The sequence below is a fragment of the Streptomyces sp. NPDC092369 genome, assembly GCF_044755245.1.
Lineage (GTDB): Bacteria > Actinomycetota > Actinomycetes > Streptomycetales > Streptomycetaceae > Streptomyces.
The window spans coordinates 440,946-460,543 of sequence record NZ_JBIVQP010000003.1 but is presented as its reverse complement, the minus strand read 5'-3'; the positions used below and the strand labels follow the sequence as shown (position 1 = coordinate 460,543).

The 19,598-nt window shown below is 69.6% G+C and carries 18 protein-coding genes; 6 read left to right on the top strand and 12 right to left on the bottom strand.

What is annotated here, in order from left to right:
* Nucleotides 1-246: 246 nt before the first annotated feature.
* A complete protein-coding gene (locus tag ACIQI8_RS18940; RefSeq protein ID WP_402351520.1) occupies nucleotides 247-867 on the bottom strand; it encodes a TetR/AcrR family transcriptional regulator in 621 nt (206 codons plus the stop codon).
* A 217-nt stretch (nucleotides 868-1,084) separates the two neighbouring features.
* On the opposite strand from ACIQI8_RS18940, the gene ACIQI8_RS18935 reads away from it, so the two are divergent.
* The gene (locus ACIQI8_RS18935) at nucleotides 1,085-2,062 is read left to right on the top strand and encodes a tetratricopeptide repeat protein (protein WP_402351517.1); all 978 of its coding nucleotides are present in this window, start codon (nucleotides 1,085-1,087) and stop codon (nucleotides 2,060-2,062) included.
* 646 nt (nucleotides 2,063-2,708) lie between these two features.
* Nucleotides 2,709-3,341: a DUF6230 family protein gene (locus ACIQI8_RS18930; protein WP_402351514.1), complete on the top strand. Its 633-nt coding sequence runs from the start codon at nucleotides 2,709-2,711 to the stop codon at nucleotides 3,339-3,341.
* Nucleotides 3,342-3,345: 4 nt separating this feature from the next.
* Here the strand turns inward: ACIQI8_RS18930 and ACIQI8_RS18925 are convergent, their stop codons facing one another.
* On the bottom strand, nucleotides 3,346-3,495 hold the full coding sequence (locus ACIQI8_RS18925; RefSeq protein WP_402351511.1) for a hypothetical protein: 150 nt from the start codon (nucleotides 3,493-3,495) through the stop codon (nucleotides 3,346-3,348).
* Here ACIQI8_RS18925 and ACIQI8_RS18920 point away from each other — a divergent pair.
* The gene (locus ACIQI8_RS18920; protein WP_402351509.1) at nucleotides 3,494-4,075 is read left to right on the top strand and encodes a DUF6114 domain-containing protein; all 582 of its coding nucleotides are present in this window, start codon (nucleotides 3,494-3,496) and stop codon (nucleotides 4,073-4,075) included. The two genes, ACIQI8_RS18925 and ACIQI8_RS18920, sit on opposite strands and share 2 nt — an antisense overlap.
* Nucleotides 4,065-5,405: a hypothetical protein gene (locus ACIQI8_RS18915; RefSeq protein WP_402351507.1), complete on the top strand. Its 1,341-nt coding sequence runs from the start codon at nucleotides 4,065-4,067 to the stop codon at nucleotides 5,403-5,405. The genes ACIQI8_RS18920 and ACIQI8_RS18915 overlap by 11 nt, the downstream gene beginning before the upstream one ends.
* A gap of 107 nt (nucleotides 5,406-5,512) precedes the next feature.
* Here the strand turns inward: ACIQI8_RS18915 and pyk are convergent, their stop codons facing one another.
* The 3 genes from pyk to pta form a co-directional block, all read right to left on the bottom strand.
* Nucleotides 5,513-6,940 (bottom strand): pyruvate kinase, encoded by a 1,428-nt coding sequence (gene pyk, locus ACIQI8_RS18910; RefSeq protein ID WP_402351504.1) that lies wholly within the window; start codon nucleotides 6,938-6,940, stop codon nucleotides 5,513-5,515.
* 109 nt (nucleotides 6,941-7,049) lie between these two features.
* A complete protein-coding gene (locus ACIQI8_RS18905; protein WP_402351501.1) occupies nucleotides 7,050-8,258 on the bottom strand; it encodes an acetate kinase in 1,209 nt (402 codons plus the stop codon).
* Complete coding sequence (pta, locus tag ACIQI8_RS18900; RefSeq protein ID WP_402351498.1) at nucleotides 8,255-10,345, bottom strand: phosphate acetyltransferase; 2,091 nt, start codon at nucleotides 10,343-10,345, stop codon at nucleotides 8,255-8,257. Before pta ends, ACIQI8_RS18905 begins: the two co-directional genes overlap by 4 nt.
* 221 nt (nucleotides 10,346-10,566) lie before the next feature.
* Between pta and ACIQI8_RS18895 the strand changes: the two genes are divergently transcribed.
* The gene (locus ACIQI8_RS18895; protein ID WP_401728771.1) at nucleotides 10,567-11,592 is read left to right on the top strand and encodes an ATP-dependent 6-phosphofructokinase; all 1,026 of its coding nucleotides are present in this window, start codon (nucleotides 10,567-10,569) and stop codon (nucleotides 11,590-11,592) included.
* 104 nt (nucleotides 11,593-11,696) lie between these two features.
* On the opposite strand, the gene ACIQI8_RS18890 is transcribed toward ACIQI8_RS18895, so the two are convergent.
* The gene (locus ACIQI8_RS18890; RefSeq protein ID WP_402351494.1) at nucleotides 11,697-12,437 is read right to left on the bottom strand and encodes a helix-turn-helix domain-containing protein; all 741 of its coding nucleotides are present in this window, start codon (nucleotides 12,435-12,437) and stop codon (nucleotides 11,697-11,699) included.
* A 329-nt stretch (nucleotides 12,438-12,766) separates the two neighbouring features.
* Between ACIQI8_RS18890 and ACIQI8_RS18885 the strand changes: the two genes are divergently transcribed.
* Nucleotides 12,767-13,375 carry a 1,4-alpha-glucan branching protein gene (locus ACIQI8_RS18885; RefSeq protein WP_402351491.1) on the top strand — a complete coding sequence of 203 codons (609 nt, stop codon included), beginning with the start codon at nucleotides 12,767-12,769 and terminating at the stop codon, nucleotides 13,373-13,375.
* Nucleotides 13,376-13,394: 19 nt separating this feature from the next.
* Here ACIQI8_RS18885 and ACIQI8_RS18880 read toward each other — a convergent pair whose 3' ends face one another.
* The 6 genes from ACIQI8_RS18880 to ACIQI8_RS18855 all read right to left on the bottom strand — a co-directional run bounded on the left by ACIQI8_RS18880 (nucleotide 13,395) and on the right by ACIQI8_RS18855 (nucleotide 19,520).
* Nucleotides 13,395-13,751 (bottom strand): VOC family protein, encoded by a 357-nt coding sequence (locus ACIQI8_RS18880; RefSeq protein WP_402351488.1) that lies wholly within the window; start codon nucleotides 13,749-13,751, stop codon nucleotides 13,395-13,397.
* Between the two features lie 33 nt (nucleotides 13,752-13,784).
* The gene (locus tag ACIQI8_RS18875) at nucleotides 13,785-14,648 is read right to left on the bottom strand and encodes a carbohydrate ABC transporter permease (protein WP_402351486.1); all 864 of its coding nucleotides are present in this window, start codon (nucleotides 14,646-14,648) and stop codon (nucleotides 13,785-13,787) included.
* 5 nt (nucleotides 14,649-14,653) lie between these two features.
* On the bottom strand, nucleotides 14,654-15,601 hold the full coding sequence (locus tag ACIQI8_RS18870; protein WP_402351483.1) for a carbohydrate ABC transporter permease: 948 nt from the start codon (nucleotides 15,599-15,601) through the stop codon (nucleotides 14,654-14,656).
* 16 nt (nucleotides 15,602-15,617) lie between these two features.
* The gene (locus ACIQI8_RS18865; RefSeq protein ID WP_402351480.1) at nucleotides 15,618-17,015 is read right to left on the bottom strand and encodes an extracellular solute-binding protein; all 1,398 of its coding nucleotides are present in this window, start codon (nucleotides 17,013-17,015) and stop codon (nucleotides 15,618-15,620) included.
* A 97-nt stretch (nucleotides 17,016-17,112) separates the two neighbouring features.
* Nucleotides 17,113-17,814, bottom strand: coding sequence for a response regulator (locus ACIQI8_RS18860; protein WP_402351477.1), 702 nt, complete (start codon nucleotides 17,812-17,814; stop codon nucleotides 17,113-17,115).
* Nucleotides 17,811-19,520, bottom strand: coding sequence for an ATP-binding protein (locus ACIQI8_RS18855; protein WP_402351475.1), 1,710 nt, complete (start codon nucleotides 19,518-19,520; stop codon nucleotides 17,811-17,813). The genes ACIQI8_RS18860 and ACIQI8_RS18855 overlap by 4 nt, the downstream gene beginning before the upstream one ends.
* Nucleotides 19,521-19,598 lie beyond the last annotated feature (78 nt).

Here is a 19,598-nt window from a genome sequence, read left to right as displayed (position 1 = left end):
TTGCGCAGCCCGGCGCGACGGGGTGCCGCCTCTCTCTGGGACGGGCGCCGCCCCAGCGGCACGACTGCCCGCAGGCTGAGTGGGGTGGGTGGGTGCTGCGCCTGCGGTGCGGCTGGCCGCAGGAGGCAAGTTGGGTGAGCGCCGCCTCAACGGCACGACTGCCCGCAGGCTAGGCGGGGTGGAGGGGCTGGCCGCTGCGCGGGCTGCGCGGGTTGTGTAAGCCGGCCTGGCGGCAGGCCCCGTCGGTTACGGCTGGCCCGACAGGCCTGTCAGTAGGACCTGGGTGAAGTTGTGGACCCATTGCTCGTCCGCAGGCTCCGCGCTGACCAAAGTGCGGTGGACCACCGCGCCCGCGACCATGTCGAAGATCAGGTCCACCGTGCGGGTCGCTTCCGACGGGTCTGTTTCCGGGGGGAGTTCGCCTCGGGCCTGGGCTCGGGCTCGGCCCTCCAGGACCAGGCATTTCTGGCGGTCGACGATCGACGCCCGGATGCGCTCGCGCAGGGCCTCGTCGTGGATCGACTCCGCGACCACCGCCATCAGGCCGCTCTTGGCCTCCGGGCGGGCCAGGATCGCCGCGAACTGGAGGACCACGCCCTCGATGTCGGCGGCCAGGGTGCCGCGGTCGGGGAGATGGAGTTCGTCGAAGAGCTCCGCCACCGCGTCGACGACCAGCTCGTTCTTGCCCGCCCAGCGGCGATACAGGGTCGTTTTCGCAACGCCCGCGCGCGTGGCCACGTCTCCGAGGGTGAGCTTCGACCAGCCCAGTTCGACCAGCGCCGCCCGGGTGGCCGCGAGGATCGCGGCGTCCGCCGCGGCGCTGCGGGGACGCCCTGTGGCGCGTGGGACGGGAGTGCGGCTCTGCATCCCCAGACCATAACCGGCGTTTCATGTGCGGTCGTGAGGGAGATCACCGGGATGTGGTGTACCGCGAGCCCCTCATGCCATTACGCTACGACCCGTAGCGAAACCACGGGCGTGGGGTGGGGACCCGGCGCCGAACGGCACGGAGTGAACGGCACGTAGCGGGACCGGCTTTCACAGGGCTTTTCACGTACACGCGGGAACGGGGGAGGATAGACGCATGCAGCCACGGAACATGTCCATGAGCGGAGTCGTCGACCTCGCCGCGGTGAAGGCGGCCCAGGAGGCCAAGGCGAAGGCGGAGCAGGCTCGCGCCGAAGCCGCCAGGCAGGGCACCGGCACCGGTGCCGTCTCCCCGGCCGACCTGGTGATCGACGTCGACGAGGCCTCCTTCGAGCGCGACATCCTGCAGCGGTCCACCGAGGTGCCCGTCGTCATCGACTTCTGGGCCGAGTGGTGCGAGCCCTGCAAGCAGCTCAGCCCCGTCCTGGAGCGCCTCGCCGTCGAGTACGCGGGGCGCTTCGTGCTCGCCAAGATCGACGTCGACGCCAACCAGATGCTGATGCAGCAGTTCGGGATCCAGGGCATCCCGGCCGTCTTCGCGGTGGTCGCCGGACAGGCGCTGCCGCTCTTCCAGGGGGCCGCCGGTGAGGCGCAGATCCGGCAGACCCTGGACCAGTTGGTGCAGGTCGCCGAGGAGCGCTTCGGCCTGACCGGTCTCGCGGTCGACCCGGACGCCGAGCCGGGCCCGGCCCCGTCGGTGCCCGAGATCCCGGTCGGTCCCTACGACGCGTTGCTCGAAGCGGCCGTACAGGCCCTGGACGCGGGGGACTTCGGCGGCGCGATCCAGGCGTACAAGAACGTGCTGAGTGATGACCCGGGCAACCCCGAGGCCAAACTGGGGCTGGTCCAGGCCGAGTTGCTGCAGCGGGTGCAGGGACTGGATCCGCAGCAGGTGCGCACGGACGCGGCACAGAAGCCGGCCGATGTCGGCGCGCAGATCGCCGCGGCCGACCTGGACCTGGTCGGCGGGCATGTCGAGGACGCGTTCGGGCGGCTGATCGAGACCGTGCGGCGCACGGCGGGCGACGACCGGGACACCGTACGGCTGCGGCTGCTCGAGCTCTTCGAGGTCGTGGGGGCCGAGGACCCGCGGGTGGCGGCCGCGCGGCGGGCGTTGGCGCGCGCGCTGTTCTGAGCGGGGCGGCGGGCCGGTTCTGACCAGTCGCTAAACGCGACGCCCTGTGTTGCCCGAGTGAAAGATTTGCTGACAGGGCTGCAGAGTGGCCGCGCTTTACCAAAACTTGGTAATCGCGGCCGCTGTTACTGCGAGTAAGTAATGGGCGTCGGTCTGTCGGATTCTGTCCGTCTGTCAACTGGTTTGTCCTGGCGGCTTGGAGCACCCAGCGTCGCCGGTCGAGACCTGTGGGTCGTTGTTCGGTTATCCGGCCGTTACTAGCCAGTAACGAACCCCCTTGTGCGGGCGGCGAGAATGCACCACGATCGGCGACGCTCGGTCCATTCCCGTACTCCGACAGCCGGTCGGGTCGCGGGAGTTCCAGGGTCCCCACCGAGCAGAGTCGGCGCCCCGGGTGCCGGCTCTTGGACAGGGGGGTCTTCGCCCACTGGGTGGAGCCTGTCCAGCAGGGTTGTGCGTGATGTGCGTCAGGCGCGACCAGTGGTTGTCGCTCGGGGGTGATCGCCGGTGATCGGTGCGCGGTTCTGCGCCTCCGAGTGCGGGCGCTCCCCTTCCCGAGGACGTAGCACTTCTCCCATCCCTGCCCGGCTGAGCCGACCGATGGGGCAGTCAGGGCCAGGAGATGTACGTCCGAGAAGGAGGAAATATGGAGTCCCAGGTGCGTGGCGGGACGAGATGGAAGCGGTTCGCTGTGGTCATGGTGCCCAGCGTCGCCGCTACGGCCGCGATAGGTGTCGCCCTTGCCCAGGGTGCTCTCGCCGCGTCATTCAGCGTCTCCGGCCAGCAGTTCAAGGTGTCGGCCGACTCGCTGAGCGGCACCGGCTTCTCGCAGTACGGAGCCATTGACTCGGGGTACACCCTCGATGGCAAGAAGACGGCACACCCGGTCGCGGTCTCGGCGTTCAAGTCCGCGAGCATCAAGGGCCTGTGCCAGTCCGTGGTCACCCCGGACATCCCGCTGCTGGGCAGCGTCAGCCTGATCCTGAAGGCGGGCGGCGGTGACAAGCCCGTCGAGGCCGAGAACCTGTACATCGACCTCGACGACCTGAGCGCCGACGCGACGTTCACCAACATCGACATCGGTGTTGCGGCCAAGGACGCCACCAAGGGTCCTGGCATTCAGAAGGGCGACACCGCGAACCCGTACGGATTCGCGCAGCAGGCCGACAAGGCCTCGCTGACCGGTGTGAAGCAGACGGCGTGGGCCACCACCGCCGGAACCTTCAAGCTCAGCGGTCTGCACATGTCGGTGTCGACGGGTGTCAAGGAGTGCTTCTAAGCACTCACTGACGGGCGGGGGAGCCGATGGCGCCCCCGCCCGTCCACTCTTCGCGGGTCTTCTGCACCGCCTGCACAACTCTCCACCACCACACCCACACCACCAGTACCAGCACCACACCACAGAAAAGCCGCACCAGGGAGCTGTTTTCCATGAGCGCCGAGACTCCTGCCGTGTCCGACGGCCAGTTCAGCCGCCGGAGGTCGCAGTTCCGCGCCTGGCGGGGCACCCGGCCGTTCTGGGCCGGCCTGTTCGTCATGCTCGCCGGAGTCCCCATCGCGTACTTCCCGTACGCGAATCTGCAGATCGGTCACCTCACGTTGGCGATGGCCACCACTGCCGGTGCCGGGTCCCTGATCATCGGTGTGCTGCTCGTCGTCCTGGGGTTCAGCCTCTGGTTCCAGAAGCACGTCCGCACCTTCGCGGGCGTAGCGGCGATCCTGCTGGGGCTGGTGTCCATCCCCGTGTCCAACCTCGGCGGTTTCCTGATCGGCTTCCTGTTCGCCCTTGTCGGCGGCGCGATGGCCGTGTCGTGGGCGCCGGGCGCACCGCCCGCCGATGAGCGGGCGTACGAGGCCCCGCGGGGAACCGGAGACGCTCCCGAGGGGAACGGAGACGCTCCCCAGGGGACCGACCCGGACACCACCACCCTCAAGCCCGTGGTGGGCGAGCCGAACGATCTGTCAGGAACGAGCCCGGCCAACGGGGCGAACGGGAGGCACAGTGCCGGCTGACGAGGTGACCCGCGGGACGGATGTGGAGGAGTCCCCCGGGAGAACCGGGCCGCGTCACGCGGCGCCCAAGAAGCCGCTGTTCACCAGGTTCCACATGCCCGCCGGCAAGGCGATAGCCATGGCGGCGATGCCGACCGCGGTCATCGTCGGGATGGGGTTCACGTCGAGCCTCGCGCTCGCCGACGGCAACGGCTCCTCGCCGTCGCCGAGTTCCAAGAGCCTGACCGCCGACGAGTACAAGGACTGCCTCGCGGCCCTCAAGGACTCCGAGGACGCGTCGGGTTCGCCCTCGCCGTCCGCCAGCGAGTCGACCGACACGGCGACGCCGAGCCCCTCGGAGACGTCCTCCTCGGACTCCGGTTCGGACTCCGACTCGGACTCGGGCAAGACCCCTTCGTCGGATTCAGGTTCCGACGACAAGGCCACGCCCACGCCGTCCCCGTCCAAGAGCACGAGCGACGGTTCCGGCGGCTCCGGCGGCGACACCGCCACGCCGTCGCCCTCGGCCTCCGAGAGCAGCGGCGGTGGCCTCCTGGACACCATCGGCGACACGATCGGTGACATCCTCACCGGCGGCAAATCCGACGACAGCTCCACGACGAGCACCAGCCCGTCGCCGTCGGCCTCCGCCTCCGCGTCGGCGAGCGCGGGCAAGGACGACACCTCGTCCGACGCCCCGGGCACCGTCAAGGACACGACGGACAAGCTCACCGACACGGTGAAGGACACCGTCAAGGACACGACCGACAAGGCGTCCGAGGCGGCGAAGGACACCACCGACGCCGCCGGGGAAGCGGCCGACGAGGCCACTTCGTCCGCGAGCCCGAGCCCGTCGCCGAGTTCCTCCACGGACGCGGACGACTGCCCGACCGCCACGGACGACGAGAGCGGCGTCGACAACAAGGTGCCGGTGGCGGACGACCCCTGGTACCTGAACGCCAGCTCGCTGCTCCTCAAGGGCGCCGACTACCAGGGCGTGGTCGAGGTGAAGACGGCCAACGGCACCAAGAAGAAGGTGCTGAAGTACGTCATCTCCAGCGGCACCGACATCGGCGACCTGCACCAGACGGTCAACGACGAACAGTCCGGCAAGACCTACCACGTGCAGGCGGCCAAGGGCTCGACGTCGACGATCACCGGCGGCGACACCACGATGTACACGGAGAGCATCTCCGGGAACCTGTTCGGGCTGATCCCGATCACGTTCAGCCCCGACAACCCGCCGCCGCTGAACATCCCGTTGATCTACTTCACCAACGTGAAGGTCGTCCAGGCCGCGCAGTTCGGCGGCACGCTGCACGTCCCCGGGATGCACGTCTACACCAGCTGAGCATCGCCACAAGCCCTTCCGGGAGCCGCACAACACTGAGGGCGCCCCCTTCTCCAGGGGGCGCCCTCAGTGTCGTACAGCGGGCTTCAAGAGCCTTTTCGGGGGCGTCAGTTGGTGGCGCCGCCGATGTGGTGGACGCGGAGCATGTTGGTGGTGCCGGGAACGCCGGGGGGCGAGCCGGCGGTGATGATGACGATCTCGCCCAGGCTGAAGCGGTTGATCTTGGCGATCTCCTGGTCGACCATGTCGACCATCTCGTCGGTGCTGTTCACGAACGGCACGACGTGCGACTCGACACCCCAGCTGAGCGCCAGCTGGTTGCGGGTGTTCTCGTCGGTGGTGAAGGCGATGATCGGCTGCGCGGCGCGGTAGCGGGAGAGGCGGCGGGCGGTGTCGCCGGACTGCGTGAAGGCCACCAGGCCCCGGCCGCCGAGGAAGTCCGCGATCTCGCACGCGGCACGCGCGACCGAACCACTCTGCGTGCGCGGCTTCTTGCCGGGGACCAGGGGCTGCAGGCCCTTGCTCATCAGCTCCTGCTCGGCCGCCACGACGATCTTCGACATCGTCTTGACCGTCTCGATCGGGTACGCGCCCACGCTCGACTCGGCGGACAGCATGACCGCGTCCGCGCCGTCCAGGATCGCGTTGGCCACGTCGGAGGCCTCGGCGCGGGTGGGGCGGGAGTTGGTGATCATCGACTCCATCATCTGGGTCGCCACGATCACCGGCTTGGCGTTGCGGCGGCACAGCTCGATGAGCCGCTTCTGCACCATGGGGACCTTCTCGAGCGGGTACTCGACGGCGAGGTCGCCACGGGCGACCATCACGCCGTCGAACGCCATCACGACGTCCTCCATGTTGTCGACCGCCTGCGGCTTCTCCACCTTGGCGATGACGGGGACGCGACGGCCCTCCTCGTCCATGACCTTGTGGACGTCGGCGACGTCCTTGGCGTCCCGGACGAAGGACAGCGCGACCATGTCGCAGCCCATGCGCAGTGCGAAGCGCAGGTCCTCGACGTCCTTCTCGGACAGCGCCGGCACGTTCACGGCCGTGCCCGGGAGGTTGATGCCCTTGTGGTCGGAGACGACACCGCCCTCGATGACGATCGTCCTGACCCGCGAGCCCTCGACGTCGAGGACCTTCAGCTCGACGTTGCCGTCGTTGATGAGGACCTGGTCGCCGCGCGAGACGTCGCCCGGCAGGCCCTTGTAGGTGGTGCCGCAGATGTGCTTGTCGCCCGGCACGTCCTCGGTCGTGATGACGAACTCGTCACCGCGCTCCAGCTCCACCGGGCCCTCGGCGAAGGTCTCCAGGCGGATCTTGGGGCCCTGCAGGTCGGCGAGGACACCGATGGCCCGGCCGGTCTCCTTGGCGGCGGCACGGACCCGGTCGTACCGGCCCTGGTGCTCGGCGTGGGTGCCGTGGCTGAAGTTGAACCGGGCCACGTTCATTCCGGCCTCGATCATCGAGACCAGCATTTCGTGGGAGTCGACCGCGGGGCCGAGAGTACAGACGATTTTCGAACGGCGCATGGGACGATCCTATCGGTTTGTTTCGCTACGGAATATTCCGTCTGGCGGAAGAAACACATGGGCGGGGCCGTGCTCAATTGCGAGCTCGTGCGCAATTGCCGGTTACCGCTCAGTCGCTCCGTCTCACCAGTGCGTAGGTCTGCGTCGCGATTTCCAGTTCTTCGTCGGTCGGCACCACGGCCACCTTCACCCGTGCGTCCTCGGGCGAGATCAGCCGCGGCTGGTCACTGCGTACGGCGTTCAGCGCGCCGTCCACCGCCGGGCCCAGGGTCTCCAGGCCCGCGACGGCCGCCTCGCGCACCGGCGCCGCGTTCTCGCCGACTCCGGCCGTGAACGCGATCGCGTCCACCGTACCGAGCACGGCGCAATAGGCGCCGATGTACTTCTTGAGGCGGTGAATGTAGATGTCGAAGGCGAGCTGCGCCGCCGCGTCCCCCTCGTCGATCCGGCGGTGTATCTCCCGCATGTCGTTGTCGCCGCACAGGCCGACGAGCCCGCTCTTCTTGTTGAGAAGAGTGTCGATTTCATCGATGGACATTCCGCCAACGCGTGCCAAATGGAAGATGACGGCCGGATCGATGTCCCCCGAGCGGGTCCCCATCACGAGTCCCTCCAAAGGCGTCAGCCCCATGGAGGTGTCCACGCACTTCCCGCCCCGCACGGCCGACGCGGACGCGCCGTTGCCGAGGTGCAGCACGATCACGTTGACGTCCTCGGGCGCCTTCCCGAGCAGTTTCGCCGTCGCCCGGGAGACGTACGCGTGGGAGGTGCCGTGGAAGCCGTAGCGCCGGACGCGGTACTCGTCGGCGACCTGTACGTCGATCGCGTAGCGCGCGGCCGACTCCGGCATCGTGGTGTGGAAGGCGGTGTCGAAGACGGCGACCTGGGGGAGATCGGGGCGCAGCGCCATGGCCGTGCGGATGCCGATGAGGTTGGCCGGGTTGTGCAGCGGCGCGACCGGGATCAGCCGCTCGATCTCGGCGAGCACGGTGTCGTCGATGACCGTCGGCTCGGTGAAGGTCTTGCCGCCGTGCACGACCCGGTGCCCGATGGCGACCAACTCCGGCGAGTCGAGCCCGAATCCGTCCTTCGCCAGCTCGTCCGCCACGGCCTTCAGCGCGGCCTCGTGATCGGAGATCGGCCCGGTCCACTCCCGGTCGGTACCGCTGCCGAGGTGGGTGTGCCTCAGCCGCGCGTTCTCCTCGCCGATCCGCTCGACGAGCCCGGCGGCCAGCCTCTCGCCGTCGCTCATGTCGAGCAGCTGGTACTTCACCGACGAGGAGCCGGAGTTGAGGACGAGGACGCGGGACGGGCTCACTGGGCGCTCGCCTTCTCGTTCGGGTTCTGGGCCTGGATCGCCGTGATGGCGACGGTGTTGACGATGTCCTGGACGAGCGCGCCCCGGGACAGGTCGTTGACCGGCTTGCGCAGCCCCTGCATCACCGGTCCGATGGCGACCGCGCCGGCCGAACGCTGCACGGCCTTGTAGGTGTTGTTGCCGGTGTTGAGGTCCGGGAAGATCAACACGCTGGCCTGGCCCGCGACTTCGGACTCCGGCAGCTTGGTCGCCGCGACGGTCGGCTCGACGGCCGCGTCGTACTGGATCGGCCCCTCGATCCGCAGATCCGGGCGCCGCTCGCGCACCAGCCCGGTGGCCTCGCGCACCTTGTCGACGTCGGCGCCCGAGCCGGACGTACCGGTCGAGTACGACAGCATCGCGATCCGCGGCTCCACCCCGAACTGCTCGGCGGTGGCGGCCGACTGGATGGCGATGTCGGCGAGCTGCTCGGCGTTCGGGTCCGGGTTCACCGCGCAGTCGCCGTACACCAGCACCTTGTCGGCGAGGCACATGAAGAAGACCGACGAGACGATGTCCGCGTCCGGCTTGGTCTTGATGATCTCGAAGGCGGGGCGGATGGTCGCGGCCGTGGAGTGCACGGAACCGGAGACCATGCCGTCCGCGTAGCCCTCCTGCACCATCAGCGTGCCGAAGTAGTTCACGTCCGAGACGACGTCGTAGGCAAGCTCGACGGTGACGCCCCGGTGGGCGCGGAAGCGGGCGTACTTCTCGGCGAAGGAGTCGCGCAGCTCACTGGTGGCCGGGTCGATCAGCTGCGTGTCGCCCAGGTCGATGCCGAGGTCGGCGGCGCGCTTGCGGATCTGGTCGAGCGGGCCGAGCAGGGTGAGGTCGCAGACACCGCGGCGCAGCAGCACCTCGGCCGCGTGCAGGACGCGCGGCTCGGTGCCCTCCGGCAGGACCACCCGGCGCAGGTCGGAGCGGGCCTGGTCGAGCAGCTTGTGCTCGAACATCATCGGCGTGACGCGGTCGCTGCTGGGGGCGGAGACACGGCGGGTGAGGTCGGTGTTGTCGACGTACCGCTCGAAGAGGCCGAGCGCGGTCTCCGCCTTCCTCGGCGTCGCCGCGTTCAACTTCCCCTCCAGGGAGAAGAGTTCGGTGGCCGTGGTGAAGCTGTTGCCCGCCACCGAGAGGACCGGGGTGCCCGGGGCGAGGCGGGCGGCGAGGGTGAGGACCTCGTCGGTCGGCACCTCGTTCAGGGTCAGCAGGACGCCGGCTATCGGCGGGGTGCCGGCGCTGTGCGCGGCGAGCGAGCCGACGACCAGGTCGGCGCGGTCGCCCGGCGTGACGACCAGGCAGCCCGGGGTCAGCGCGCCCAGGAAGTTCGGCAGCATCGCGCCGCCGAAGACGAAGTCCAGTACGTCACGGGCGAGCCCCGACTCGTCGCCGAGCAGCACCCTGGCGCCGAGCGCCTGGCCGATCTGGGAGACCGTGGGGGCGGCGAGCGCGGGCTCGTCGGGCAGGACGTAACACGGCACGGGGAGGCGGGAGTCCAGGCTCGCGGCGATCTCGTCCCGGTCCTCGCGGGCCACCCGGTTGGTCACCATGGCCAGCACGTCGCAGCCGAGGCTCGCGTAGGCCCGGTAGGCGTTGCGCGTCTCGGCGAGCACGGACTCGGCGGGCTGCTTGCGACCGCCCACCACGGGGATCACGGACGCCCCGAACTCGTTGGCGAGGCGGGCGTTGAGGGAGAGCTCGTCCGGGAGCTGGGTGTCGGCGAAGTCCGTGCCGAGGACGAGGACGACGTCGTAGTCGCGGGCGACGAGATGGAACCGGTCGACGAGGGTCGACACCAGCTCGTCGGTGCCCTGCTCGGCCTGGAGGGCGGACGCCTCGTGGTAGTCCATGCCGTAGACCGTGGTCGGGTCCTGGGAGAGCCGGTAGCGGGCGCGCAGCAGCTCGAACAGACGGTCCGGGATGTGGTGGACGAGCGGCCGGAACACCCCGACCCGGTCGACCTGCCGGGTCAGGAGCTCCATCACTCCCAGCTCGACGACCTGGCGGCCGTCGCCGCGGTCGATCCCGGTCACGTACACGCTGCGCGTCACGCGTGCTCTCCGTTCCGTCTTTCATGGGGCAGAACCTTCTTGACGGTACCCGTAACGGTGGACAGGCCGCCCGTCAGGCCGGAGGGCCGTCCGGTCGGTCCCACGAGCATCCGATAGGGGCAATCGGGGCATACCTACCAGAAGCGACATGGTCCTGCCCGGCATGAAAGAATCGGACCGGCTCACCGGTATCGACGACACCGAGCAGGAGACACAGCACGATGCGCATCGGAGTTCTCACCGCAGGCGGCGACTGCCCCGGCCTGAACGCAGTGATCCGGTCGGTCGTGCACCGAGCGGTCGACAACTACGGCGACGAGGTCATCGGCTTCGAGGACGGTTTCGGCGGCCTCCTCGACGGCCGCTACCGCCCGCTCGATCTCGACGCGGTCAGCGGCATCCTGGCCCGCGGCGGCACCATCCTCGGCTCCTCCCGCCTGGAGCGCGACCGGCTCCGTGAGGCCTGCGAGAACGTGCCCGACATCGCGCGCCAGTTCGGCATCGACGCGCTGATCCCGATCGGCGGCGAGGGCACGCTGACGGCGGCACGGATGCTGTCGGACGCCGGTCTGCCGGTGGTCGGTGTCCCCAAGACGATCGACAACGACATCTCGGCGACGGACCGCACCTTCGGTTTCGACACCGCGGTCGGCGTCGCCACGGAGGCGATGGACCGCCTCAAGACGACCGCCGAGTCCCACCAGCGCGTGATGGTCGTCGAGGTCATGGGCCGGCACGCGGGCTGGATCGCCCTGGAGTCCGGCATGGCCGCCGGCGCCCACGGAATCTGCCTGCCCGAGCGCCCCTTCGACCCGGCCGACCTGGTCAAGATGGTCGAGGAGCGCTTCGCCCGCGGCAAGAAGTTCGCGGTGGTCTGCGTCGCCGAGGGCGCGCACCCCGCCGAGGGCTCCATGGACTACGGCAAGGGCGACATCGACCAGTTCGGCCACGAGCGCTTCCAGGGCATCGGGACGGCACTGGCGTACGAGCTGGAGCGCCGCCTCGGCAAGGAGGCCAAGCCGGTCATCCTCGGGCATGTGCAGCGCGGTGGCGTCCCCACGGCCTACGACCGCGTCCTCGCCACCCGCTTCGGCTGGCACGCCGTGGAGGCGGCGCACCGGGGCGACTTCGGCAAAATGACGGCGCTGCGCGGGACGGACATCGAGATGGTGCCGCTCGCGGAGGCGGTGACCGAGCTGAAGACGGTACCGAAGGACCGGATGGACGAGGCGGAGTCGGTGTTCTAGGAGCGGTTGGCGTTCCGCGAACCCCTGCTGCCCTACGAGCGGTAGGCGTTCCGCGAACCCCTCCTGCCCTACGAGCGGTAGGCGTTCCGCGAACTCCTCCTGCCCTACGAGCTGTTGTCCTGGACCGCGGCCCAGAAGTGGTCGACGATCCGGTCCAGGTAGGCCCGGCCGGAGTCGTGTGCCGTGCCGGCCGCGGCGCCCTCGCCCCAGTTCAGTGAGGCGGCCATCTGGCCCTGGTAGTCCTGGTGGAGTTCCTGGAGGACGTCCTCCAGGAGGCGCCGGTCCAGTGGCACCAGCTTGGTCACCGGCCGGACGTACGCCTGCCAGCGGGTGGTCGCGGCGCTGCGGAGCAGTTCGGCGAGCCTGGGCTCGCGGCCGGTGACGGCGACGAAGTCGGGGATCGAGAGGTCGAGCACCTTGGCGAGCGCGGTGGACTGGCGGTCGCCGCCGCGCCAGGTGTTCTCCTCCTCCATCCGCAGATACGCCCGCAGTTCGAGCCCGACGGCCCGCGCCACGTCCTCCGGGGCGAGCGCACGGGCGATCCGGTGCTCGCCCAACGTCCGCGGTCTCCCGATGAGTTCACCGAGGGAACACCACAACACGCCCGCGAGAGCGGTCAGTTCGGGACTGCTGGGCGCGGTGAGCCCCCGCTCCCAGGCGACGACGAGATCCGGGGTGACGTAGGGCAGCCCGTACGAGGTACGCAGCCCGTGGGCGACATGCTCGGGCCCCATGTTGAGCCCGGACCGCAGCCGTCGGGCGGCGGGGCCGTTGAAGGGCGGGGCCGAGGAGGTTGGCTGATTCGGCGGGTTCGGGTGGGTCGGGGGTTGGTGCACGGGCCACAAAATAGGCCCCCCTGGGTGCGGTGACTACGGTCCGTTCGGCCAGGAATACGGATTGTAGGAACGTACGGATCCGGCCAGGGGAGGGGGTGGAGCGGGCAGCGGCGGCTCATGGTGGAGGTCGGCGAATATGCCTCTCTACCTTGCCCTTCGCGCTTGACGGCAGCGAGCGCCGGGGCCCGCTTTGAAAGCACGTGCGTCAAAGCGGGGGTGACGCGTGGCGGTTTGGGGTGGTGCGGGGGCGGCGCGATCCGGACGCCGCCGCGGTCTCCGATAGGTTCGAACACGACCCGTCGGCGGACGGACCCGGACCCACGCGTGAGGAAGCCCGCATGGCAGTGATCCACCAGACCACCATGAACCCCACCAAACTGGAGCTGCTCAACGACTGGCTGCCGAAGCAGAGTTGGTACGTCGGTGGTGGGCGGGCGCCGGAGTTGGTCAAGGCCGGCGGGTTTCGGCTGGACGATCCGGCGGGGGCCGTCGGGATCGAGTTCATGGTCGTGGTGGACGCCTCCGCGCAGGAACCCGTGGCGTATCTCGTGCCGATGGGCTACCGGGCTGCCGCACTGGAAGGTGCTCCCGGCGAGGCGCTCATCGGGACCTCCGAGCACGGGGTGCTCGGCACGCGGTGGATCTACGACGGCGTCCACGACCCGGTGGTGATGGGCCAGTTGCGCGCCCTGCTGCGCGGTGAGGCAGTGCCTCAGCAGCAGAGCCGGAGCCACACCCCGGACCCGACCGTCACCGTCACCTTCGCCGGGACCGCGGGCGGAACGGAAGTGGGAGCCGGCCTCGGCGACGCGGTCGATGTCCGGGTCAACCGCGTTCTGCGGTCGGCCGAGGACGTGCAAGGGCCGCCCGTCCGCCTCGTCGCCGGATGGAGCTGGCCGGACGGGACGGCCGCGCGGGGCGTACTCGCCGCCGTGGCAGCGCAGTAGGGCCTCCTGCTCTCGCGGGTCAGGCGGCCGGCTGCCACAGTTCCAGGCGGTTGCCCTCCGGGTCCGTGACCCAGCCGAAGCGGCCGACCCCCTCCATGTCCTGAATGTCGGGGGAGACGTCCGCGCCCTTGTCGCGCAACTGCGTGAGCATCGCGTCCAGGTCGCGGACCCGGAAGTTGAGCATCGTCTGTTGGGTGGGGGAGCCGAAGTAGTCGGTCTTGGGCTCGAAGGTCGCGAAGACCGTCGGGCCGGGTTCCGGGTGCCACAGACCGTGCTGGTCGGTGTCCAGGCCCAGGCAGTCGCGATACCAGGCGGTCAGGGCCTCCGGGTCGGTGGCCCGCAGGAAGTATCCGCCGATTCCGAGTACACGTTCCATGGCGCCATCCTGCCCCAGGCCGGGCGGGTCCGCTCAGCCCTTGACGGCACCTCCCAGCGCGAAGCCGCCGCCCAGCCGTCGGGCGATCAGCACGTACAGCAGGATCACCGGCGTCGAGTAGACGACCGAGAAGGCGGCCAGCTGGCCGTACGCCACCATGCCCCGGTTGCCGAAGAACTCGTTGATGCTCACGCTCGCCGGCATCTGGTCCGGGGTGAGCAGGAGCATGAAGGGGACGAAGAAGTTCCCCCACATCATGACGAAGGAGAAGATTGTCACGACCGCCACGCCCGGGCCCATGAGGGGCAGGACGATGCGGATCAGGGACTGGAAGGCGGAGGCGCCGTCGGTCCAGGCGGCCTCCTCCAGTTCCTTGGGGACGCCGTCCATGAAGTTCTTCATCAGCCAGATGGCGAAGGGGAGTTGGGAGGCGGCGAAGAAGAGGATCGTGCCCTGCATGGTGTCGATCAGGTTCACCTGCACGAAGAGTGCGTAGACCGGGACCATGATCGCCGTGATCGGCAGGCTCGTGGTGAACAGGATCGTCAGCAGGAACGGGCGGTTCAGGCGGGACTTGAAGCGCGACAGGGGGTAGGCGGCCAGGGCCGCGCAGACCACCGTCAGCAGGGTCGCGCCGCCGCACAGGATCAGGCTGTTGAGCAACGGCGTGAACGTGATGTCCTGCGTGAGGATCGCGTCGAAGTTGCCGAAGGTGAGGCCGTCGGGGGCCTTCACCCTGAGGTTCGCGTGCGGGTCCACCGAGGACAGCACGACCCAGATCAGCGGCAGCGCGAACGCGGCGGCGGCCACCAGCAGGCCCACGTCCGCGGCCAGCCGCCGGGTGGTCCTGCGGTCGGCCAGGCGGGAGGAGCGGGGGAGCGTCCGTGTGAGTGCCATGGGTGTCAGACCTCCGTCCGCAGCAGTCGTACGTAGACGAGCGAGAACAGCGCGCCGACCACCAGCAGCAGCAGCGCCACCGCCGTGCCGTAGCCGATCATGCTGTTCTGGAAGGCCTGTTCGTACATGAACAGGGGGAGGGTCTGGCTCTTGTCGCCGGGGCCGCCTCTCGTCATCACCCAGATCAGGCCGAAGACCGACAGGGTCTGGAGGGTGTTGAGCATCAGGTTCGTGCCGATGGAGCGGCGGATCATCGGCAGCGTGATGTGCCACATGCGGCGCCAGCCGCCCGCGCCGTCGACCTCCGCCGCCTCCGTGATCTCCTTCGGGATCTCGTTGAGCGCGGCCGTGTAGACCAGCATCGAGAAGGCCGTGCCGCGCCAGACGTTGGCGAAGGACACCGCCAGGATCGGGAGAGTGAACAGCCAGTTCTGGGACGGGAGATGGAGCCAGTCCAGGATGGCGTTCAAGGTGCCCTCGCGGCGGAAGAAGGCGTAGAGGAGGAAGCCCGCCACGACCTCCGGGAGGACCCACGCCGTGATCACGATGCCGCCGGTGAGCGTGCGGATCGGCTTCGACGCGCGCTGCATGAGGGTGGCGAGCGCCAGACCGAGCGTGTTCTGGCCGATCAGCGACGACAGGACCGTGAACACCAGCGTCAGCCATACGGCGTTGAGGAACTCCTCGTCCTTGAAGGCCGCGCGGAAGTTCGCGAGGCCGACGAAGGAGGAGTGGGCCTGGCCGGTCAACTGGAGGTCGGTGAAGGCGATGTAGGCGCAGTAGCCGATCGGTCCCGCCAGGAACAGGAGCAGCAGGATCACGGCGGGGGAGAGCGGGAGGAGGCGGGTCAGGGAACGGGTGCGGGGGCGTCGCGGTGGGACGGGGTCGTGCGGCGCCGGGCCCGGGCGGACTTTCGTCAGGTCCGGGCCCGCCTGCTGCGGTGCGGTGGTCATCGGCGGTCGCCGCCGCTCACTTCTCGATCACCTGGTTGTCGGTGGCCGACTTGAGCTCGTCGTCGTACGAACTCGCCGCCTTCTCCACCGACGCGTCACCCGTCGTCACAGCCTCCATCGCCTCCTGGACGGCCGTGGAGACCTTCGGGTACGCCGGATACGCCGGCCGGTAGTGCGTGCTCGACACCAGGTCGGTGAAGAACTTGATGCCGGGCTGCGCGGTGGCGTACGAGGGGTCGCTCGCGACGTCCTTGCGGACCGCGATACCGGAGTTGGCGACGTACCACTTCTGGGCGTTCGCCTTGGTCTGCATCGTCTTGATGAAGTCGAAGGCCAGGTCGGGGTTGCCGGCCTTGGCCGGGATGGACCAGGTCCAGCCGCCGGACATGCTCACCTTGCCGGGCGCCTGGCCGTGCTGGGTCGGCATCGCGGCGAGGCCCAGCTTCTGGGACCACTCGGGCCATTCGTGCCCACTGCCCGGCAGCCAGTCCTGCGGCAGCCACGAGCCGTCGAGGTCGATGCCGAGCTTGCCCTTGGGCAGCAGCTCACCGCGGACCTGGGTGCCGAAGTTGGGGTCGAGGGCGTCGGAGACGTCCGGGCCGAGCTTCTCCTTGAAGACCGTCTCGACGAACTGCAGCGAGTCCTTGAACCCCTGGCTGCCGGCGACCCACTTCTTCGTCGCCTTGTCGTACATCGGGTCCGTCCTGCCGTCGTTCGTGCCGTACAGCAGCATCTCGAAGGTCTGCATGGTGGACGCCTCACCAGCCGGCTTGCCGGTGTAGACGTTCAGCGGGGTGACCCCGGGGACCTTCCGCTTGATCGTGCGGGCCGCCGCGAGCACGTCGTCCCACGTCCTGGGCTGCCAGTTCGCGGGCAGGCCCGCCTTCTTGAAGATGTCCTTGTCGTACCAGAGGCCCCGGGTGTCGGTGCCGTCCGGGACGCCGTACGTCTTGCCGTCCTCGCCCTGGGCCGCGGCCTTCGCCGTGTCGATGAACTGACTCCAGTCCGGCCACTTGGCGAGGTAGCTGTCGAGCGGCTTCAAGTACCCGCTGGTGATGTCCGAGTTGATGAGGAAGGTGTCCTCGTAGACCAGGTCGGGGGCGGTCTTGGGGGAGCGGAGCATCTGCTGGAGCTTGGTGTAGTACTCCGAGTCCGGGGCCTTGATCGGGACGAGTTCGACCTTCTTGCCGGGGTTCTCCTTCTCGAACTGCTTCTTGATGTCCCCGAGGAAGTCGTCCATCACATGGATCGAGTTGTCCGTGGACTGTTTGAAGGAGACCTTCACGGTGTCCGGGTCGCTGCCGGACCCGCTGCCGCAGGCGGTGAGGCCGGTGGCGGCGACGGCGAGCGTGAGGAGAACGGTGAGCTGGGGGCGGACGGCGGTGGGGCGCACGGGACGACCTCCTACGGGCATGACTACGTTGTCGGCCGAGTTGGTTGCCCGCGAACGTAAGAGGAATGGTCTAGTCAGGTCAATGACCGTGCGGGTCACGTCTTGGTCGACCGGGGGGCTAACGCGTACGAACCCACCGATAAACCAGCTCCGGCCTTCCCACCTGCCCATACAGCGGACTGCGCCCGGCGCGCCCCGCCTCCACCAGGTGCTCCAGATACCGCCTGGCGGTGATCCGCGAGATGCCCACCGCGACGGCGACCCCCGCCGCGGTCAGCCCCTCCTCGGCCTCCCGCAGCGCCCCGGTCACCCGCTCCAGGGTCGGCCCGCTCAGCCCCTTCGGCAGCGCTGCGGGCGAGGGCGCCCGCAGCGCCGCCAGCGCCCGGTCCACCTCGTCCTGTCCGCTCGCCTCGCCCGCGGCCCCCCGGAACTCCGCGTACCGCACGAGCCGGTCCCGCAGGGTCGCGAAGGTGAACGGCTTCAGCACGTACTGCACGACCCCCAGCGAGACCCCCTCCCGGACGACCGTCAGGTCCCGCGCCGAGGTCACCGCGATCACGTCCGCGTGATGGCCCGCGGCCCGCAACGACCGGGCGAACTGCAGCCCGTGCACATCGGGGAGGTGCAGGTCGAGCAGCAGAAGATCCACCGGCGTACGGTCCAGCAGGCGCCGCGCCTCCGCGCCGGTGTGCGCCTTGCCGACCGCCGTGAAGCCCGGCACCCGGCCGACGTACATGACGTGCGCGTCCGCGGCCACGGGGTCGTCCTCGACGACCAGCACGCGGATGGAGTCGGCCGGATCGGCCGGTGCGCCCGTCATCCCCGGCCTCCCGTCAACGGCGCCGCCTTCGCGGGTTCCGCTTCCGCCGGTTCGGCCGGCGCGCTCGCGGCCGCCGCCTTCGCCGTCGTACGCAAGGGCATCCGTACCTCGAACTCCGCTCCGCCGCCGTCCGCCTCCGCCACCGTCAGCAGGCCGCCGTGCCGCTGCACGGCCTGCCGGGCCAGGGCAAGGCCGAGGCCCCTGCCACCCGGTCCCGCCGGTTTCGTGGAGAAACCGCGCTGGAAGACCATCTCGGCGTGGGCCGGGTCCACCCCGGCGCCGGTGTCGGAGACCTTGAGCACCAGCTCGTCGGAGTCGGCCGAGCCGGGGTCCGCGGAGTTCGCGGTGTAGGCCGTCACCGTCACCCGCGCCCGCCCGCTCCCCTGCGCCGCGTCCACCGCGTTGTCGATGAGGTTGCCGAGGATCGTGACCAGGTCCCGGGCCGGGAGCGAGGGCGGCAGCAGGCCGTCGTCGAGGCGGCTGTCGTCCGACACCACCAGCTCCACGCCCCGCTCGTTCGCCTGGGCCGTCTTGCCGAGCAGCAGCGCGGCCAGCACCGGTTCGCCCACCGCGGCCACCACCTGGTCGGTCAGCGCCTGGGCCAGCTCCAGTTCGGCGGTGGCGAAGTCGACGGCCTCCTCGGCGCGGCCCAGTTCGATGAGCGAGACGACCGTGTGCAGCCGGTTCGCCGCCTCGTGGGCCTGTGAGCGCAGTGCCTGCGTGAAGCCCCGTTCGGAGTCCAACTCGCCCATCAGGGACTGGAGTTCGGTCACATCCCGGAGCGTGACGACCGTGCCCCGGTGCTCGCCGCCCGACACCGGCGAGGTGTTGACCACCAGCACCCGGTCCGCCGCCAGATGCACCTCGTCCACCCGCGGCTCGGAGGCCAGCAGCGCGCCGGTCAGCTGTGCGGGCAGGCCCAGCTCGGCCACCGATCTGCCCACCACGTCAGCGGCCACACCCAGCAACTCCCGTCCACCGTCGTTGATCAGCGCCACACGGTACTGCCCGTCGAGCATCAACAGCCCCTCGCGTACGGCATGCAGCGCGGCCTCGTGATAGTCGTGCATCCGGCTGAGCTCGGTCGCGTTCATGCCGTGGGTGTGGCGGCGCAGGCGGGCGTTGATGACGTAGGTGCCGATGCCGCCGAGCGCGAGGGCGCCGCCCGCGACGCCGAGCAGGGCGGCCAGTTGGCCCCGGACCCGCTGGCTGATCGCCTCGACCTTGATGCCGGCGCTGACCAGTCCGATGACCTTGTCGTTCTCGTCCTCGATGGGCGTGACCGCGCGGACCGAGGCGCCCAGGGTGCCGGTGTAGGTCTCGGTGAAGGTCTCGCCCTTGAGCGCACGGTCGATATGGCCGAGGAAGGGCTGGCCGATCTGGTCGGGGTCGGGGTGGGTCCAGCGGATCCGGTTCGGGGCCATGATCGTGACGAAGTCGACCTCCGTGTCCGCCATGACCTGCAGCGCGTAGGGCTGCAGCTCGGTGCTGGGGTTCGGGGTGGCGATCGCCGCGTGCACCGAGGGCGAGTCGGCGACCGAGCGGGCCACCGCCGTCGCCTGCCGGCCGGCGGCGTCCTCGGCCTGCCGCCCGTCGTTGACGTAGGTGAACACCGCGTAACCGGCCACGAGCACCGCTATCAGCACGGCCTGCATCGCGAAGAGCTGGCCGGCCAGGCTGCGGGGGCTCGGGACGGGGATGCGCATGACGTCAGTGTGCCTCGCACGTTACGTGTGAACTCAATGAACGGAAGGGTGACCGGGCTCACAGGGCAGGAGATAGTC

Coding starts and splice junctions, on each gene's coding strand:
- pyk (WP_402351504.1), bottom strand. CDS start 6,940: ATGCGCCGTTCGAAAATCGTCTGTACTCTCGGCCCCGCGGTCGACTCC.
- ACIQI8_RS18885 (WP_402351491.1), top strand. CDS start 12,767: ATGGCAGTGATCCACCAGACCACCATGAACCCCACCAAACTGGAGCTG.
- ACIQI8_RS18860 (WP_402351477.1), bottom strand. CDS start 17,814: ATGACGGGCGCACCGGCCGATCCGGCCGACTCCATCCGCGTGCTGGTC.
- ACIQI8_RS18930 (WP_402351514.1), top strand. CDS start 2,709: ATGGAGTCCCAGGTGCGTGGCGGGACGAGATGGAAGCGGTTCGCTGTG.
- ACIQI8_RS18925 (WP_402351511.1), bottom strand. CDS start 3,495: ATGGAAAACAGCTCCCTGGTGCGGCTTTTCTGTGGTGTGGTGCTGGTA.
- ACIQI8_RS18865 (WP_402351480.1), bottom strand. CDS start 17,015: ATGCCCGTAGGAGGTCGTCCCGTGCGCCCCACCGCCGTCCGCCCCCAG.
- ACIQI8_RS18935 (WP_402351517.1), top strand. CDS start 1,085: ATGCAGCCACGGAACATGTCCATGAGCGGAGTCGTCGACCTCGCCGCG.
- ACIQI8_RS18870 (WP_402351483.1), bottom strand. CDS start 15,601: ATGACCACCGCACCGCAGCAGGCGGGCCCGGACCTGACGAAAGTCCGC.
- ACIQI8_RS18855 (WP_402351475.1), bottom strand. CDS start 19,520: ATGCGCATCCCCGTCCCGAGCCCCCGCAGCCTGGCCGGCCAGCTCTTC.
- ACIQI8_RS18880 (WP_402351488.1), bottom strand. CDS start 13,751: ATGGAACGTGTACTCGGAATCGGCGGATACTTCCTGCGGGCCACCGAC.
- ACIQI8_RS18940 (WP_402351520.1), bottom strand. CDS start 867: ATGCAGAGCCGCACTCCCGTCCCACGCGCCACAGGGCGTCCCCGCAGC.
- ACIQI8_RS18895 (WP_401728771.1), top strand. CDS start 10,567: ATGCGCATCGGAGTTCTCACCGCAGGCGGCGACTGCCCCGGCCTGAAC.
- ACIQI8_RS18920 (WP_402351509.1), top strand. CDS start 3,494: ATGAGCGCCGAGACTCCTGCCGTGTCCGACGGCCAGTTCAGCCGCCGG.
- ACIQI8_RS18875 (WP_402351486.1), bottom strand. CDS start 14,648: ATGGCACTCACACGGACGCTCCCCCGCTCCTCCCGCCTGGCCGACCGC.